14 protein-coding genes and 1 pseudogene are annotated in these 15808 nt (G+C 68.9%); 8 read left to right on the forward strand and 7 right to left on the reverse strand.

The annotated features are described in order from the left end of the window. From ACILRB_RS02305 to tpiA, 4 genes are all read right to left on the reverse strand, one after another. Window positions 1-1050 (reverse strand): aldo/keto reductase, encoded by a 1050-nt coding sequence (locus ACILRB_RS02305; RefSeq protein WP_395664687.1) that lies wholly within the window; start codon window positions 1048-1050, stop codon window positions 1-3. Between the two features lie 20 nt (window positions 1051-1070). Then, entirely contained in the window at window positions 1071-2699 is a 1629-nt protein-coding gene (locus ACILRB_RS02310; RefSeq protein ID WP_395664688.1) for a CTP synthase, read from the reverse strand. Window positions 2700-2891: 192 nt separating this feature from the next. Next, on the reverse strand, window positions 2892-3254 hold the full coding sequence (gene secG, locus ACILRB_RS02315; protein ID WP_395664689.1) for a preprotein translocase subunit SecG: 363 nt from the start codon (window positions 3252-3254) through the stop codon (window positions 2892-2894). 158 nt (window positions 3255-3412) lie between these two features. Then, window positions 3413-4204 carry a triose-phosphate isomerase gene (gene tpiA / locus ACILRB_RS02320; protein ID WP_395664690.1) on the reverse strand — a complete coding sequence of 264 codons (792 nt, stop codon included), beginning with the start codon at window positions 4202-4204 and terminating at the stop codon, window positions 3413-3415. Between the two features lie 155 nt (window positions 4205-4359). Between tpiA and ACILRB_RS02325 the strand changes: the two genes are divergently transcribed. Together ACILRB_RS02325 and trpE are read left to right on the forward strand one after the other, a co-directional pair. Further along, window positions 4360-6264 (forward strand): SurA N-terminal domain-containing protein, encoded by a 1905-nt coding sequence (locus ACILRB_RS02325; protein ID WP_395664691.1) that lies wholly within the window; start codon window positions 4360-4362, stop codon window positions 6262-6264. Between the two features lie 22 nt (window positions 6265-6286). Then, on the forward strand, window positions 6287-7804 hold the full coding sequence (gene trpE / locus ACILRB_RS02330) for an anthranilate synthase component I (RefSeq protein WP_395664692.1): 1518 nt from the start codon (window positions 6287-6289) through the stop codon (window positions 7802-7804). A 3-nt stretch (window positions 7805-7807) separates the two neighbouring features. Here the strand turns inward: trpE and ACILRB_RS02335 are convergent, their stop codons facing one another. Then, complete coding sequence (locus ACILRB_RS02335; protein WP_395664814.1) at window positions 7808-8329, reverse strand: calcineurin-like phosphoesterase C-terminal domain-containing protein; 522 nt, start codon at window positions 8327-8329, stop codon at window positions 7808-7810. Beyond that, window positions 8239-9513 (reverse strand): annotated as a pseudogene (locus tag ACILRB_RS02340) (calcineurin-like phosphoesterase C-terminal domain-containing protein); the annotation flags it as partial. The gene ACILRB_RS02335 and the pseudogene ACILRB_RS02340, both read right to left, overlap by 91 nt. Window positions 9514-9644: 131 nt before the next feature. Between ACILRB_RS02340 and ACILRB_RS02345 the strand changes: the two are divergent. From ACILRB_RS02345 to aqpZ, 6 genes are all read left to right on the forward strand, one after another. Continuing rightward, window positions 9645-10250, forward strand: coding sequence for an anthranilate synthase component II (locus ACILRB_RS02345; protein ID WP_395664693.1), 606 nt, complete (start codon window positions 9645-9647; stop codon window positions 10248-10250). A gap of 7 nt (window positions 10251-10257) precedes the next feature. Then, the gene (gene trpD / locus ACILRB_RS02350; protein ID WP_395664694.1) at window positions 10258-11304 is read left to right on the forward strand and encodes an anthranilate phosphoribosyltransferase; all 1047 of its coding nucleotides are present in this window, start codon (window positions 10258-10260) and stop codon (window positions 11302-11304) included. Window positions 11305-11318: 14 nt separating this feature from the next. Further along, window positions 11319-12149 carry an indole-3-glycerol phosphate synthase TrpC gene (gene trpC, locus ACILRB_RS02355; protein ID WP_395664695.1) on the forward strand — a complete coding sequence of 277 codons (831 nt, stop codon included), beginning with the start codon at window positions 11319-11321 and terminating at the stop codon, window positions 12147-12149. Then, window positions 12146-12643 carry a cyclic pyranopterin monophosphate synthase MoaC gene (gene moaC / locus ACILRB_RS02360; RefSeq protein ID WP_395664696.1) on the forward strand — a complete coding sequence of 166 codons (498 nt, stop codon included), beginning with the start codon at window positions 12146-12148 and terminating at the stop codon, window positions 12641-12643. The genes trpC and moaC overlap by 4 nt, the downstream gene beginning before the upstream one ends. Continuing rightward, window positions 12640-13884: a gephyrin-like molybdotransferase Glp gene (glp, locus tag ACILRB_RS02365; protein ID WP_395664697.1), complete on the forward strand. Its 1245-nt coding sequence runs from the start codon at window positions 12640-12642 to the stop codon at window positions 13882-13884. The genes moaC and glp overlap by 4 nt, the downstream gene beginning before the upstream one ends. Window positions 13885-14164: 280 nt before the next feature. Further along, complete coding sequence (gene aqpZ / locus ACILRB_RS02370) at window positions 14165-14854, forward strand: aquaporin Z (protein ID WP_395664698.1); 690 nt, start codon at window positions 14165-14167, stop codon at window positions 14852-14854. A 206-nt stretch (window positions 14855-15060) separates the two neighbouring features. Here the strand turns inward: aqpZ and scpB are convergent, their stop codons facing one another. Further along, on the reverse strand, window positions 15061-15795 hold the full coding sequence (gene scpB, locus ACILRB_RS02375) for an SMC-Scp complex subunit ScpB (protein ID WP_395664699.1): 735 nt from the start codon (window positions 15793-15795) through the stop codon (window positions 15061-15063). Window positions 15796-15808 lie beyond the last annotated feature (13 nt).

Consider the following 15808-nt stretch of genomic DNA (forward strand, 5'->3'; position numbering starts at 1 on the left):
TCAAGGCGCGACATTGCCGCGGGTGTGGTGGATCGCGTTGATGCGGTCTTCGAGCTCCGGCGGAATGTTCACGTCGATCGAGGCGATGTCGGCCTCAAGCTGCGCCATGGTCGTCGCGCCGATGATGTTCGACGTCACGAAGGGCCGAGAGGTCACGAAGGCCAGCGCCATCTGGGCGGGGTCGAGCCCGAATTCTCTGGCGAGGGCGAGATAGGCGTCGATCGCCTCCTCGACGCCGGGCTTCTCGTAACGCTGGCCGCGCCCGAAAAGCGTCGTGCGGGCGCCCGGCGGACGCGCCCCGCCCTGATATTTGCCGGTGAGATAACCTTGCGCCAGCGGCGAATAGGCGAGCAGCCCGACGTCTTCGCGCAAGGCGATTTCGGCGAGGCCGATCTCGAAGGTGCGGTTGACGAGATTGTAGGCGTTCTGGATCGAGGCCACGCGCGGCCCCCTGCCCGCCTCCGCCGCCGCGAGGAAGCGCATCGTTCCCCACGAAGTCTCGTTCGACAGGCCGACATGGCGGACCTTGCCGGCCCTGACCAGATCGTCGAGCGCCTCGAGCGTCGCCTCGATCGGGTGTTCGGGCCCGCGCCTGAGGCCGTGAAAGGTCGTCGTGCGTTCGGCGAAGAGAGGCAGAGGCCGGTCGGGCCAGTGCAGCTGGTAGAGGTCGATATAGTCGGTCTGAAGCCGCCGCAGCGATCCCTCGACGGCGAAACGGATGTTTTTCGCGTCGAGTTCGGTCGTCGCGCCGCCTTCGCGTAGCCAGTTCGCGGAGCCGCGGCCGGACACTTTTGTGGCGAGGATCACCTTGTCGCGATTCTTGCGCGCGGCGAGCCAGCTGCCGATGATCCGCTCCGTCGTTCCTTGAGTCTCGGGCTTCGGCGGAATGGCGTACATCTCGGCGGTGTCGAGAAAATTCACGCCATGGCCGAAGGCGTAGTCGAGCTGCGCATGGCCGTCGGCCTCGTCATTCTGCTGGCCCCATGTCATGGTGCCGAGGCAGATCGCCGAAACCTTCAGGTCAGTGCGGCCGAGGCGGCGCAGCTCCATGACGTTGATCCTCGCAGCGGTCAGACGAGCCGCGACTGCTCCAGCGCGGCCGCGATGAAGCTCGCAAACAGCGGATGCGGCTCGAAGGGACGGGATTTGAGCTCGGGGTGGAACTGCACCCCGATGAACCAGGGGTGGCCTTCGAGCTCGATCGTCTCGGGCAGGAGCCCGTCGGGCGAAAGGCCCGCGAAGATCAGCCCCTTTTCGGCGAGCGTCCTGCGATAGGCGGTGTTGACCTCGTAGCGATGGCGATGCCGCTCGGAAATCTCGGTGTCGCCGTAGATCGACGCGATCTTCGAGCCCGGTTCGAGGCGCGCCTTGTAGGCGCCGAGCCGCATGGTGCCGCCAAGATCGCTGCCGGCCGCGCGGATTTCGAGCTCGTTGCCGCGCATCCATTCCGTCATCAGGCCGACGACGGGCTCGCTGGTCGGGCCGAATTCGGTGGAGTTGGCGTTTTCGACATGGGCGAGCGCGCGCGCCGCCTCGATCACAGCCATCTGCATGCCGAAGCAGATGCCGAAATAGGGCACGCGCCGCTCGCGCGCGAAGCGCGCCGCGAGGATCTTGCCTTCGGCGCCGCGCTGGCCGAAGCCGCCCGGCACCAGAATCCCGTGGACGTGATCGAGGTGGGCGGCGGGATCGTCGCTCTCGAAGATTTCCGATTCGATCCAGTCGATGCGGACGTTGACCCGATTCGCCATGCCGCCGTGGGCGAGCGCCTCGATCAGCGACTTGTAGGCGTCCTTGAGGCCCGTGTATTTGCCGACGATGGCGATCGTCACTTCGCCTTCGGGATTGGCGACCCGCTCCATCACCGCGTTCCAGCGGCTCATGTCGGGCTTGGGCGCGGGCTCGATGCCGAAGGCGGCGAGCACCTCCTGGTCGAGGCCGGCGGCGTGGTAGGCCCGCGGCACGTCATAAATCGACTCGACGTCGCGCGCCTCGATCACCGCGCTCTCGCGCACGTTGCAGAACAGGCCGAGCTTGCGCCGCTCCTCGCGCGGGATCTCGCGGTCGGTGCGGCAGAGCAGAATCTGCGGCTGGACGCCGATCGAGCGCAGCTCCTTGACCGAATGCTGGGTCGGCTTGGTCTTGAGTTCGCCGGCGCTCGGAATATAGGGCAGCAGCGTCAGATGGATGTAAATGGCGTGGCCGCGCGGCAGGTCGTTGCCGAGCTGCCGGATCGCCTCGAAGAACGGCAGCGCCTCGATGTCTCCGACCGTGCCGCCGATCTCGACCAGCACGAAGTCGATCCCGTCATTGCCGGCGAGCACGAAATCCTTGATGGCGTTGGTGACGTGCGGAATGACCTGCACCGTCGCGCCGAGATAGTCGCCGCGCCGTTCCTTGGCGATGATGTCCTGATAGATGCGGCCGGTGGTGATGTTGTCGTCGCGCATCGCCGGCCGGCCGGTGAAGCGCTCGTAATGGCCGAGGTCGAGGTCAGTCTCGGCGCCGTCGTCGGTGACGAACACTTCGCCGTGCTGATAGGGGCTCATCGTCCCCGGGTCGATGTTGAGATAGGGGTCGAGCTTGCGCAGGCGGACCGTATAGCCGCGCGCCTGAAGCAGCGCGCCGAGCGCCGCTGAAGCGAGACCCTTGCCGAGCGAAGACACCACGCCGCCGGTGATGAAGATGTACCGCGCCATGGGCCCCGAGCTTTATCCGAGTTTCGTTGCCGGCGGAAGCGCAAACCTTCCGCCTTTCGATCGTTTTACAGCCGCCTTTTCAGACGGTTTCATTGTCTGTCTGTCGCGCGCCGGGCGTCTTCAAACTTGAAGCAAGCGCTTCAAGCTCCTGTTCGACCCGCCAGCCGGCGGCTTTCGCCAGAAGCCCCCGCCTCAGCGCCCCGCCGGCGGCGTCGACTGGCGCTGATTCTCCATCTGGCGCAGCTGGTCGAGCAGGCTGCCGCCTTGCGGCGGGGTCGCGGGCTCGGCCGGCGCGCTCTGGGCCGGCGGCGCCTTCACGATCGTCGACGGACCGTGCGAGAATTTGGCCAGCATGGTCAGGCTGAGGCTGGTGACGAAGAACAGAGTGCCGAGGATGGCCGTCGCCCGCGTCAGGACATTGGCCTGCCCGCGTCCCGTCATGAAGCCGCCGCCGCCGCCGACGCCGAGCGCGCCGCCTTCGGACCGCTGGAGCAGCACGGTCACGACGAGCGCGACCACGATCATGAGGTGGATGACGATCAGAACCGTCTGCATCGAAACTCTCTGCTCGCGCGAGAACCCCTCCTCGCGCATCAAACCATGAAATAAGGCGCGAAAACGGCTTCGGCGAGCCGCATTCCGCGCCGGTCGCCCGCGCTTTTACACGCCCGCGCGGCGCAGGGCCAGAGTTTTCGCCAGATCCGCGCCGGCGCTCAGGAGGCGACGCGCAAATCGCGATAGACGCTGGCGATGCCCATGAAATCCCTGGCGGTCAGGCTCGCGCCGCCGACAAGCGCGCCGTCGACGTTCGGCACGCGCATCAGCTCGGCGGCGTTGGACGGCTTGACCGAGCCGCCGTAGAGAATGCGGATGCGGTCGCGCACGCCCGAAAGGTCCGCCTCGAGCCGCTCGCGGATGAAGCGATGCATCTCGGCGATGTCCTTCAGCGTCGGCGTCAGTCCGGTGCCGATCGCCCAGACGGGCTCATAGGCGATCACCAGCGTCTCGGGGGTCGCCTCTCCGGGCACGGAGCCGGTGAGCTGCGAGCCGACGATGGCCATGGCGTCGCCCGCCTCCCGTTCGGCCCGGGTCTCGCCGACGCAGACGATGGCGGTCAGGCCGGCGCGGAAGGCGGCGCGCGTCTTTTCGCGGACGGAGGCGTTGCCCTCATTGTGGCCGGCGCGGCGCTCCGAATGGCCGAGAATGACATAGGAGGCCCCGGCGTCCTTCAGCATTTCGGCGGAGACGTCGCCGGTGAACGGCCCGTTCGGCGCGCCATGGCAGTGCTGGCCGCCGAGGCCGACGCCCGCCGCCTCGCAACTCGCGACGGCCGCCATCAGCAGCGTGGCCGGAAGGCACAGCACGACCTCGGCCTCGCCGGCCTCGCCGGCCGCCGTCGCGGCGCAGATCTTGTCCGCTTCGGCGAGATCCTTGCGCAGACCGTTCATCTTCCAGTTTCCGGCGACGAGCGGGCGACGCTCGGACCGTGAAAGCCATTCTGTCATCAAGAAGCGTCCGGCGTTGAGGCCCCGTCCGGGGCCGCAGATGCGTTGCAAGCGTCCGCCCACCTTCTTATAGTCCCGGCCGATTTTGTAAATGCGCGGCCGAGGTTCGGCTCGGCGCGTTTGTGGCGCAGGCTTGCGGAAAGACCCGAACGGACATGCTTGAATCGATGCGCGCCGCGACGCAGGGCCTGATCGGCCGCGGCGTCATGACCATTGTCCTCGGGCTCATCATTCTGAGCTTCGCGATCTGGGGCGTCGGCGACGTGTTCCGCGGCTTCGGGGCGAACAAGCTCGCGGAGGTGGGCAAGGAGGAGGTCACGACCGAAAGCTTCCGGGCGGCCTATCAGACCGAGCTGCAGCGGCTCCAGCGCCAGTCGAAGCGCGCCGTGACCAATGAGGAGGCGCGCCGCTTCGGCCTCGACCGCCAGGTGCTGTCCCGCCTCGTCAGCGAAGCCGTGCTGAACGAGGAGACGTCCTCTCTGCGCCTCGCCATGAGCGACGACGAGATTGCGCGTCTGATCGCGCAGGACCCGTCCTTCAAGGGCGTGAACGGCCAGTTCGACCGCGCCCGCTTCGTCGAGCTTCTGCGCGACAACGGCTTCACCGAAAAGAGCTATGTGCGCGCGCAGCGCGGCGTCTATCTGCGGCAGGAGCTCGTCGACGCCATGACGCACGGGCTCGCCCTGCCGAACGCCATGCTCGACGCGATTCACCGCTACCAGAGCGAGGCCCGCTCGGTCGATTATGTCGTGGTTCCCGCTCCGCCCCCGGCCGACGTCGCGCTCCCGCCTGAAGCAGAGCTGCGCAAGTTTTACGACGAGCGCAAGAGCGCCTACGCCGCGCCCGAGCTGCGCAGCGTCGTGACGCTCGCGCTGACGCCCGAGACCGCGGCGAAGCCCGAACTGGTGACGGAGGCGGACGCGCGCCGCCGCTATGACGAAATCAGGAACGAGCGTTTCGGCTCGCCCGAAAAACGCGAGGTCGACCAGCTCTTCTTCGCGGACGCCGCCGCCGCCAAAGCCGCGCGCGACAGGCTCGACGCGGGCGCGAGCTTCGAGGACGTCGTCGCGCAGGCCGGCCGCAAGATGGACGACGTGTCGCTCGGCCTCGTCACGCGCGCGCAGATCGTCGATCCGGCCGCCGCCGAAGTCGCCTTCTCGCTTCCGGAAGGCGCCGTGAGCGCGCCCGTCAAAACGGGTTTCGGCACGGTGCTCCTGCGCGTCTCGGCGATTTCGCCCTCGACCGTGCGGCCCTTCGAGGAGGTGGAGGCGGAGGTCAGGAAAGATGTCGCGATCGCGCGCGCGCGTCCCGAGATCGCCCGCATCCATGACGTGATCGAGGACCAGCGCGCCTCGGGCCACACGCTCGCCGAGGCCGCGAAGGCGGCCGGGCTCGAGCCCCGCACGATCGACTCCGTCGACGCGACGGGCAAGGACAAATCCGGCGCCGAGGTCGCGGGCCTCGTCAACGGCCCCGCCCTGCTCAAGGCGGTCTTCGCCTCGGACGTCGGCGTCGACAATGAAACCCTGAGCCTGCCTGAGGGGGGCTATCAGTGGTTCGAGGTGGCGCGCGTCGACAAGGCGCGCCAACGCAGCTTCGAGGAGGCCCGCGCCGAGGTCGAAAAGGACTGGCGCGCGCAGGAGAGCGAACGCCTGACGGGCGCGCGGGCGGCCGATCTCGTCAAGAAGATCGAAGGCGGCGAGGCGATGGCGAAAGTCGCCTCGGACGCCGGCCTCGCGCTGAAGCGCGCCGACGGCGTGACACGCGGCGGCGGCGGCGAGTTTCCGCAACCCGCGGTCGCGCAGCTTTTCAACGTCCCGGTCGGCGGGGCGGGAGCGGCGAGCGTCGGCGCCGACGACCGGCTGGTGTTCAAGGTCACAGGATCGACGATGCCGCCGATGGACGCCAACGCCCCGATGCTGGCGGCGATCCGCGATCAGGTGATGCGGTCCTATCTCGACGACCTCGTCGCCGAATATCTCTCCGCGGCGCAGACGCGGCTGGGCGTCCGTGTCAACCCGCAGGCCTTCGCCGCCGCCACCGGCGCGCAAAACTTCTGACAGCCGACAAAGAGCCGATCTCATGGACCAGCCCGCTCACGCGGATCTCGCCGCGGCCTATGCGGCCGGCCGGCCGTCGCTCGTTTCGGCGCGGCTGATCGCCGACCTCGAAACGCCCGTCTCGGCTTTCCTGAAGCTGTCGAAGACGCGCCCGGGCCGCGTCTTTCTGCTCGAATCGGTCGAGGGCGGCGCGGCGCGCGGCCGCTATTCGATGATCGGCCTCGATCCCGACGTGCTCTGGCGCGCTTTTGGCGCGCGCGCCGAGATCAACCGGAGCGCGCTGCGCGACGCTGACGCCTATGAGCCCTGCCCCGAGCCCCCGCTCGCCGCGCTGCGCGCCCTGATCGCCCAGTCGGCGATCGAGGCTCAGGAGGGGCTCCCGCCGATGGCGGCCGGGGTCTTCGGCTATCTCGGCTATGACATGGCGCGCCAGATGGAGCGCCTGCCCGCCGCCAAGCCCGATCCGATCGGCGTGCCTGACGCGATGATGATGCGCCCGACGGTCATGGTCGTGTTCGATTCGGTGCGCGAGGAGATTTTCGTGGTGACGCCGCTGCGGCCGGCGGAGGGCGTCGCCTTCCTCGCCGCGCTGGAGCTTGCGCGTGAGCGCATCGACGCCGTCGCCGTGACGCTCGAAGGCCCGCTCGAGCATGACTGGGCGCCGGCCGACCCCACGCTGACGGCCGCCCCTCCCGTCTCGAACACCACGCAGGGGCGTTTCCGCGAGATGGTCGAGCGCGCCAAGGAATATATCCGCGCCGGCGATATTTTTCAGGTCGTGCTGTCGCAGCGCTTCTCGACGCCTTTCGCCCTGCATCCTTTCGCGCTCTATCGTGCGTTGCGTCGGGTCAATCCCTCCCCGTTTCTCTCCTATCTCGACTTCGGGCCGTTCCAGATCGTTTGCTCCAGCCCCGAGATTCTGGTCCGGCTGCGCGACGGCAAGGTCACGATCCGCCCCATCGCCGGCACGCGCTGGCGCGGCCGCACCAAGGCCGAGGACGAGGCGCTGGCGCAGGACCTCCTCGCCGACGAGAAAGAGCGCGCCGAGCATCTGATGCTGCTTGACCTCGGCCGCAACGACGTCGGCCGCGTCTCGGAGATCGGCACGGTCACGGCGACCGACCAGTTCGTGATCGAGCGCTACAGCCATGTCATGCATATCGTCTCGAACGTCGAGGGGCGGCTGCGGGCGGGCCTCGACGCCATCGACGCGCTCTGCGCCGGCTTTCCCGCCGGCACCGTCTCCGGCGCGCCGAAGGTGCGCGCCATGGAGATCATCGACGAGCTCGAGGCCGACAAGCGCGGCGTCTACGGCGGCTGCATCGGCTATTTCGGCGCCGCCGGCGAAATGGACACCTGCATCATCCTGCGCACGGCGGTGGTGAAGGACTGCGTGATGCATGTGCAGGCGGGCGCGGGCGTCGTCTATGACAGCGACCCGGCCTATGAGCAGCGCGAATGCGTGAACAAATCGGCCGCGCTGTTTCGCGCCGCCGACGAGGCGGTCCGCTTCGCGAGCCAGGCGCGGCGCGGCCAGTAGGGCTCAGGCCGTGATCTCGAGCGCGACGCGGCCGACATGGCTCCGGCCATATTCGTCGACCGCCTCGACCGTCAGCCGGTGCGCGCCGGGCGCGAGTCCCGCCGGCAGCCGCGCTGTCCAGACATGCGACGAGACGGCGGGCCTGACCCAGGGCTTGATCGTCGACGCATAGCGTCCGTAAAGCTCCTCGATATGAGGGTCGGTCCGCGCGACCCGCGCCATCGGGCGCGCCGCGCCGTCGCCGATCCTGTAGGAGAGCCGCGTTCTGGGGCCGCCGTCGAAAAAATTGACGACCAGCGTAGCGTCGCGGCCGCCGCGACCTCCTGCGAAATCGGCGAGGAGAGGAGCCGCCCGGGCCGGAAGTCGCGATAAAGCTCCTTTTCGCGGTGGAAGGCGCCTTCGACCATGATCCGCATCTGTCGGTCGGCCGGCGCGCTCGCCGGGACGAAACGGGTCTGATAGGCCGCGCCGTCGACCGACAGCACATGATAGCCGTTGGGGCTGCCGTCGCGGCTGTCGGCGCAGGCGATCCCGCGCGAATCGAGCGGCCCGCTCCACCATGAGCCTGAAACCGTCGTCAGCACATGGTGATGATGCGGGAGAAATCTGTCCGGCGCGCCTTCGGGCGTCAAATAATGATGCTCGGTCGTATGAGTGTGGCCCGAGAAGCTGACGCTCGGCCGGCCTTCGAGCAGGCGCAGGAAGGCGTCGCGGTCGGCCGTGTTGCGGCCCGGATGGTCCGGATCGACGTAGCAGCGCAGGGGAATGTGCATGACCGCGACGACGAGCTTTTCGCGCGGCGTTTCGGCGAGGACATTGGCGACGAAGGCGAGCTGCTCCTCGCCGAGCCGCCCGACATATCCGCCCTTCGCGCGCGGCTGCGCCGGATCGGCGCCGAGATAGTCCACATTGTCGAGCATCAGAAACAGGGCGTCGCCATGCTCGAAGGCGCGCCAGGCGGGCCCGAACGCACGCTTGAAGGTCTCGCGGCTCCAGCGCCGGCCGGGACTTTCGTAATTGAGGTCGTGATTGCCGCCGACGCTGAACCAGGGCACGCCGATCTGCGCCAGCAGATGAGCGCAGCGCGGATAGAACGAAAGATCGTCGCAGGCGACGTCGCCGGCCGTCACGCCGAAGGCCGCGTCGGCGCCGATGAGGTCGTTCACCACGTCGTCGCGGACATAGGCGACTTCGGTCTCGCTCTCGGGCTGCGGGTCGGCGAACATCAAAACGTCGAAGCGCGTCCGGCGCGGGCGGCGGCGCAGCCCGAAATCGACGGAGGGCGGCAGCGGTCCCGTCGGCGCGAGGCCGGGGTAGGTGAAGCCGAAGCGCTCCGGCGTGCCCTGCGGGCTGTGGAGATAATAGGCCTGCGGCAGCATGGTCGCCGCGTCGACCGGCGCCGCGAAGCCGTCGGGCGCGATGACGAAGATCGCGCACTCGTCGTCCGCGCCCCGCCCCTGCGGAAACGGCAGGACATAGACCCCTTGCGCGTCGGTCCGCGCGACGTCGCGCCCGTTCGAGACGAGGACGTTGGAGAGCCCCGCGCCCGTCGCGCCTTCGGCGTCGATCTCGCGCACGAGGCCGCGGATGGCGGGGGCGGCGTTGGCCGCCGTTTCGCCGCGCGCCCCGCCCGCCGCGGCGAGGCTTCCGGCGCCGATCATCAGTTCGCGCCGCGACATGTTGGAAAGACGTGCGGACGGATCGGTCATGGCCGCGAGCCCCGGGAACGACGCACAGCCATTACCTTCTTTCGCGTGACGGCGATGCGACAAAAACGTCGCGGCCTTGACCTCGCCGGCCGCGCGCCGCAAAAGAACCGCTCGAACGGAAAGCGGCGCGCGTGACCTCGATCCTGCTCATCGACAATTACGACAGCTTCACCTGGAATCTCGTCCATGGCCTCGGCGGCCTCGGCGCCGAGATTTCCGTGCGCCGCAACGACGAGGTGAGCGTGGAGCAGGCGCTGGAGACCGCGCCCGACGCCATCGTGCTCTCGCCCGGGCCCTGCGGGCCGGCGGAGGCCGGCATCTGCCTCGACCTTATCAGGGCCGCGGCGCCGACGGTGCCGATTTTCGGCGTCTGCCTCGGACATCAGGCGCTGGGCGAGGCGTTCGGCGGCGAAGTCGTCCGCGCGCCGGTCCCGGTGCATGGCAAGCTCGCGCTGATCGAGCATCAGGGCGAAACCCTGTTTCATGGCGTCAACGGCCCGTTCCACGCGGTGCGCTATCATTCGCTCGTGGTGCGGGCCGAGACCGCGCCGGCGGACTTCAGGATCACCGCCTGGACCGACGGGCTGGTCATGGCCATGTCGCACAGGCGCTTCCCGGCCCATGGCGTGCAGTTTCATCCCGAGAGCATCGCCTCGGAGCATGGCGCGCGCATCTTCGACAATTTTCTCACCCTCGCGGCGCGCTGGAACGAACGCCGCCGCCTGCCTGCGGCCTGAGGCGCGCATGAACGCCCTGAAGCCGCTCATCGTCAGACTCGCCGCGGGCGCGCGCCTGACGCGCGACGAAGCCGCGCAGGCCTTCGAGCATATTTTTGCGGGCGAGGCGACGCAGGCCCAGATCGGCGCGCTGCTGATGGCGCTGCGCCTGCGCGGCGAAACCATCGATGAAATCGTCGGCGCGGTTCTCGCGCTGCGCGCGCGCATGCGGCGCGTGCGCGCGCCTGAAGGCGCGATCGACATCGTCGGCACCGGCGGCGACGGCCACGGCACCTTCAACGTCTCGACCTTCGCCGCCATCGTCGTGGCGGCCTGCGGCGTGCCCGTGGCCAAGCACGGCAACCGCGCGGCTTCGTCTCTTTCCGGTTCGAGCGACGTCCTGTCCGCGCTCGGCGTGCGCGTCGGGCTCGAACCCGACGAGGTCGAGGCCTGCCTCGAGACGGCGGGCCTCGCCTTCATGAGCGCGCAGGCGCATCATGCGGCGATGCGCCATGCGGCCGGCGCGCGGGCGGAGCTTGGGCTTCGCACCATCTTCAATCTCATAGGGCCGCTGTCGAACCCGGCCGAAGTCAGGCTTCAGCTGCTCGGCGTCTATTCGCGCGACTGGCTGGCGCCTCTCGCCGACGCGCTGCGGACGCTCGGCGCGCGGCGCGTCTGGGTCGTGCACGGCTCCGACGGGCTCGACGAGGCGACGCTGACCGGCCCGACCTTCGTCACCGCGCTCGAAGACGGCGCGATCCGCTCCTTCGAGATCACGCCGGAGGACGCCGGCCTGAAGCGCGCCGCCCTCTCCGAGCTCAAGGGCGGCTCGCCCGACTTCAACGCCGCCGCCCTGCGCGCCGCGCTCGACGGCCACAGATCGGCCTATCGCGACATCGCCGTCCTCAACGCCGCGGCGGCGCTCGTCGTCGCGGGGCGGGCCGACGACCTGCGCGGCGGGGCTGAACTCGCCGCCGCGGCCATTGACGAAGGACGCGCAGCCGCTACGCTGCAAAAGCTCGTCGCGGCGTCCCGGAAAACAGACTCGACGGACGCCGCCGCGGCGGCCGGGTGACGGGCGGCTTCGCCATGACCGACATATTGAAGAGCATCGAAGCCTACAAACGGCGCGAGATCGCGCAGGCGAAGGTTCGCATGCCGTTCGAGACGCTCGCGCGCCAGGCGCATGACCGCGATCCGCCGCGCGGCTTCGTCAAGGCGATCGAGGCGCGCCATGCCGTCAACCAGCTTGCGCTCATCGCCGAAATCAAGAAAGCGAGCCCGTCCAAGGGACTGATCCGCGCCGACTTCGACCCGCCGGCGCTGGCGAAGGCCTATGAGGAGGGCGGCGCGGCCTGCCTTTCGGTCCTGACCGACGGACCCTCGTTCCAGGGCGATCTCGACTATCTCGACGCCGCCCGCGGCGCAGTCCGCCTCCCCTGCCTGCGCAAGGATTTTCTGTTCGACCCTTATCAGGTCTATGAGGCGCGCGCCTTTGGCGCCGACTGCATCCTGATCATCATGGCCTGCGTCGACGACGAGGCCGCAAGCGCCCTGACGCGCGCGGCGCACGACCTTGCGATGGACATTCTCGTCGAGGCCCATGACGAAGCCGAGCTCATGCGCGCCCTGCGGCTCGAGACGCGCCTCGTCGGGATCAACAATCGCGACCTGCGCAGCTTCGACACGCGGCTCGAAACCACCGAGACGCTCTCGGCCAAGGTTCCTTCCGACCGCATTCTGGTCAGCGAGAGCGGCATCTTCACCCATGACGACTGCCTGAGGCTCAAGACGCATGGCGTCTCGACCTTTCTGGTCGGAGAAAGCCTGATGCGCCAAAAGGACGTCGCCGCCGCGACCAGACTGCTCCTCGTCGGCGAGCTTGCGCCGTCGCACGCCCGACATGCGCACGGGCCATGACCGTGACGGAGCCGAAGCTGTCCCATCTCGCGCCTGGCGGCGAAGCCGCCATGGTCGACGTCGCGGACAAGGCGACGACGACGCGCGTCGCCGAGGCGCGCGGACGTATCGTCATGGAGCCGCAGACCCTGGCGCTCGCCGTTTCGGGAAATGCGAAAAAGGGCGACGTCTTCGCCGCGGCGCGCATCGCCGGCGTCATGGCCGCCAAGAAAACCCACGAGCTGATTCCGCTGTGCCACTCGATCGCCCTGTCGAACGTCTCGATCGATCTTGCGCCTGATCCGGACCTGCCCGGCGTGAGGGTCGCCGCGCGCGCGAAAACGGTCGGCCGGACCGGCGTGGAGATGGAGGCGCTGACGGCCGTCTCGGTCGCTTGCCTCACGCTCTACGACATGCTGAAGGCGGTCGATCGCGGCATGCGGATCGAGGGCGTCGAGCTTGTCGAGAAGACCGGCGGCAAATCGGGCGACTGGCGCCGGAGCGCCGCGGATTGACCGAGGCGCCGAAGCGGGACGAAAGGCTCAGCGTCGACGAAGCCCTTCGCCGCATTCTCGACCGCGTTTCGACGACGCCCCTTACGGAAATGACCCCGCTTTCGGCGGCGCTCGGGCGCACGCTCGCCGCCGATCTCGCCGCGTTGCGGACGCAGCCGCCCTTCGCCGTTTCGGCCATGGACGGCTACGCCGTGCGCAGCGCCGACCTCTCCGCCCTCCCCGTCCGCCTGCGCCAGATCGGCGAAAGCGCGGCGGGCCATGGATTTGCGGGCGACGTCGGCCCGGGCGAGACCGTGCGCATCTTCACCGGCGCGCCTGTCCCGACGGGCGCCGACGCGATCCTGATTCAGGAAAACGCGCGTCGCGTCGACGGGTGGGTCGAGCCGACGCGCCCCGTCGCGGCGGGCCTTTATGTACGGCGCGCCGGGATCGATTTTTCCGAAGGCGAGGTCTTGCTCTCGAAGGGAACGCGGCTCTCGCCGGGGGCCATCGCCCTCGCCGCGGCGATGAACCACGCCGCGGCCCCGGTTTCGCGCCGGCCGCGCGTCGCGATCCTTGCGACCGGCGACGAGCTCGCCCTGCCGGGCGAGGCCGCGCGCGCCGATCAGATCGTGTCCTCGAACGTCTACGCCGTCGCCGCGCTCGTCGAGGAGGCGGGCGGCGAGCCGCTCGACCTCGGCCTCGCGCCTGACGACCTCGACGCGCTCGACGCGGCGATCGCCCGCGCGAAAAGCCTCGACTGCGACGTGCTCGTGACGAGCGGCGGCGCTTCGGTCGGAGATCATGATCTCGTGCGGCCCGCCCTCGAGCGCGCGGGCATGACGCTCGACTTCTGGCGCATCCGCCTGCGGCCCGGCGCGCCGCTCCTTTTCGGCGGGCTCGGCCGCATGTCGGTCCTTGGCCTGCCTGGCAATCCGGTGTCGGCCATCGTCGGCGCGATCCTGTTCCTGCGCCCGCTCGTTCGCGCGCTGTCGGGCGACCCCCAGGCCGGCGCCGACCGGAGCGACGCGGCGATTCTCGGCGCGGACGTCGGCGCCAACGACCTCCGGCAGGATTTTCTGCGCGCGACGCTCGCGCCGCAGCCGAACGGACCCCCGGTGGCGACGCCCTTTTCGTCGCAGGATTCGTCCCTGCTGAGCGTGCTGGCCAAGGCGCAGTGCCTGATCGTTCGCCCCTCCGAGGCGCCTCAGGCCAGGGCGGGCGACCCCTGCCGGATTCTGCGCATTCCGGGCGTCGCATGACCATGGCCGAGAGCGATTGACAACACGGGCGTCGTCAGTTCAATTTCGCCCCGCTTAAGGCTTTGATAAAGATTTGAAGCGACTAGTCTTCGTCCGATTCGCACGAACCTCTTTGTCTCTCCCTGCGGCTGTCGCCCTTCCCGGAAAGCTTCCGCATCGCGTCGAATATCGCCCATGCCGGCGGCGTTTGCCCGATCCGCCACACCCTTCGCGTGTCCGCAGCACTGGCGCCGCGGCCGCAGAACCCTCCATCGCCTTGGGGTGAATCATGAACTTTTCAATGTCTCAACGGCTGCTGTCCGAGTTTCTCGGCACCTTCTGGCTGGTGTTCGGCGGCTGCGGCAGCGCCGTTCTCGCCGCCGCGTTCCCCGAGCTCGGCGTCGGCTTCGTCGGCGTCGCCTTCGCGTTCGGCCTGACCGTGCTGACCATGGTCTATGCGGTGGGCCCGATCTCGGGCGGTCATTTCAACCCGGCCGTGACGATCGGGCTGTGGGCCGGCGACCGTATTTCATTCGGCATCGTCATTCCCTACATCGTCGTGCAGGTCGCCGGCGCGATCGCCGCCGCGGCGGTGCTTTATCTGGTGGCTTCCGGCAAGCCCGGCTTCGAGCTCGGAGGCTTCGCCTCCAACGGCTACGGCGAGTTGAGCCCAGGACATTACCCGCTGCTCTCCTGCATCGTGATCGAGTCGGTGCTGACCTTCTTCTTCCTGTTCGTCATTCTCGGCGCGACCGCCCCTTCGGCGCCGGCGGGCTTCGCCGGCATCGCGATCGGTCTCGCGCTGACGCTCATTCACCTGATTTCGATCCCGGTCACGAACACCTCGGTCAATCCCGCGCGCAGCACGGGACCGGCCCTGTTCGCGGGCATGGCTCACATCCAGCAGCTCTGGATGTTCTGGGTCGCGCCGTTCGCCGGCGCCATCGTCGCCGGCGTGCTCTCGCGCTATGTCTACAAGCCGGCGCGCTGACGTCTCGCACGCTCAAGCCATTTCGCAACGAGCCCGCCGCGTCGCCGCGGCGGGCTTTTTCGTCGCGGCGCGTCCTCCGCGCCAGACAATGACATCGAGGGATGGGAACTCGCCGACGCCGAACGGGCGCCGACGATCGGGCCCGGCTTCGTTCGAAGCCCGGCCGTTTGGCGGGCCCTCGACCGGGAAGCGTTTCGGAACCGGCGTCAGCCTTCGTCCGCAAGGCCCTCGCCGTCGCCCGCCTCAGTCCGGGGCGTCTCAGGCTCTTCTCCGTCTTCGAGCGGGTCTTCGTCAGCGGCGAGCGCCTCGGCGTCGTTTGGCTGAGGCACCAGGAAGCCGGACGGCAGCCTCCCGTCGAACAGGCCTGCGCCCTTGAGCTCTTCGAGCCCCGGGAGATCGGTGACGGCCTCAAGGCCGAAATGGATCAGGAAGTCCGTCGTGGTGCCATAGGTCAGGGGCCGGCCCGGGGCGCGGCGGCGGCCGCGCAGACGCACCCATCCGGTTTCGAGCAGCACGTCGAGCGTGCCCTTCGAGATGGCCACGCCGCGAATCTCTTCGATCTCGGCGCGCGTCACGGGTTGATGATAGGCGACGATCGCCAGCGTCTCCAAAGCCGCGCGCGACAGGCGCTTCGGCTCGCCCTCCGCTCCGGCGAGCAGCCAGGCAAGATCAGTCGCCGTGCGAAACAGCCATTTGCCGCCGACGCGCACGAGATTGACGCCGCGCGCGGCATAGGCGGATTTGAGGCTGTCGAGCACGGCGGCGGCTTCGACGCCGCGCGGCAGCCGCTTCTGGATATCCTCGGCCGAAAGCGGTTCGCGCGCCGCAAACAGAAGCGCTTCGGCGATGCGCGCCGCGTCCATGAGGGCCGCGGCTTCGGCGCCGGCAAGATCACGCGCGTCGTCCTGCGCCGCGGGAAACAGTCTGGCGATTTCGCCCATGTCCGCGAAAGGC

The organism is Methylocella sp. (assembly GCF_044226135.1).
GTDB lineage: Bacteria > Pseudomonadota > Alphaproteobacteria > Rhizobiales > Beijerinckiaceae > Methylocapsa.

Excerpts from the sequence above, each read along its gene's own strand:
- ACILRB_RS02305 (WP_395664687.1), bottom strand. The coding sequence starts at position 1,050 with ATGGAGCTGCGCCGCCTCGGCCGCACTGACCTGAAGGTTTCGGCGATC.
- ACILRB_RS02310 (WP_395664688.1), bottom strand. The coding sequence starts at position 2,699 with ATGGCGCGGTACATCTTCATCACCGGCGGCGTGGTGTCTTCGCTCGGC.
- secG (WP_395664689.1), bottom strand. The coding sequence starts at position 3,254 with ATGCAGACGGTTCTGATCGTCATCCACCTCATGATCGTGGTCGCGCTC.
- tpiA (WP_395664690.1), bottom strand. The coding sequence starts at position 4,204 with ATGACAGAATGGCTTTCACGGTCCGAGCGTCGCCCGCTCGTCGCCGGA.
- ACILRB_RS02325 (WP_395664691.1), top strand. The coding sequence starts at position 4,360 with ATGCTTGAATCGATGCGCGCCGCGACGCAGGGCCTGATCGGCCGCGGC.
- trpE (WP_395664692.1), top strand. The coding sequence starts at position 6,287 with ATGGACCAGCCCGCTCACGCGGATCTCGCCGCGGCCTATGCGGCCGGC.
- trpD (WP_395664694.1), top strand. The coding sequence starts at position 10,258 with ATGAACGCCCTGAAGCCGCTCATCGTCAGACTCGCCGCGGGCGCGCGC.
- trpC (WP_395664695.1), top strand. The coding sequence starts at position 11,319 with ATGACCGACATATTGAAGAGCATCGAAGCCTACAAACGGCGCGAGATC.
- moaC (WP_395664696.1), top strand. The coding sequence starts at position 12,146 with ATGACCGTGACGGAGCCGAAGCTGTCCCATCTCGCGCCTGGCGGCGAA.
- aqpZ (WP_395664698.1), top strand. The coding sequence starts at position 14,165 with ATGTCTCAACGGCTGCTGTCCGAGTTTCTCGGCACCTTCTGGCTGGTG.
- scpB (WP_395664699.1), bottom strand. The coding sequence starts at position 15,795 with ATGGGCGAAATCGCCAGACTGTTTCCCGCGGCGCAGGACGACGCGCGT.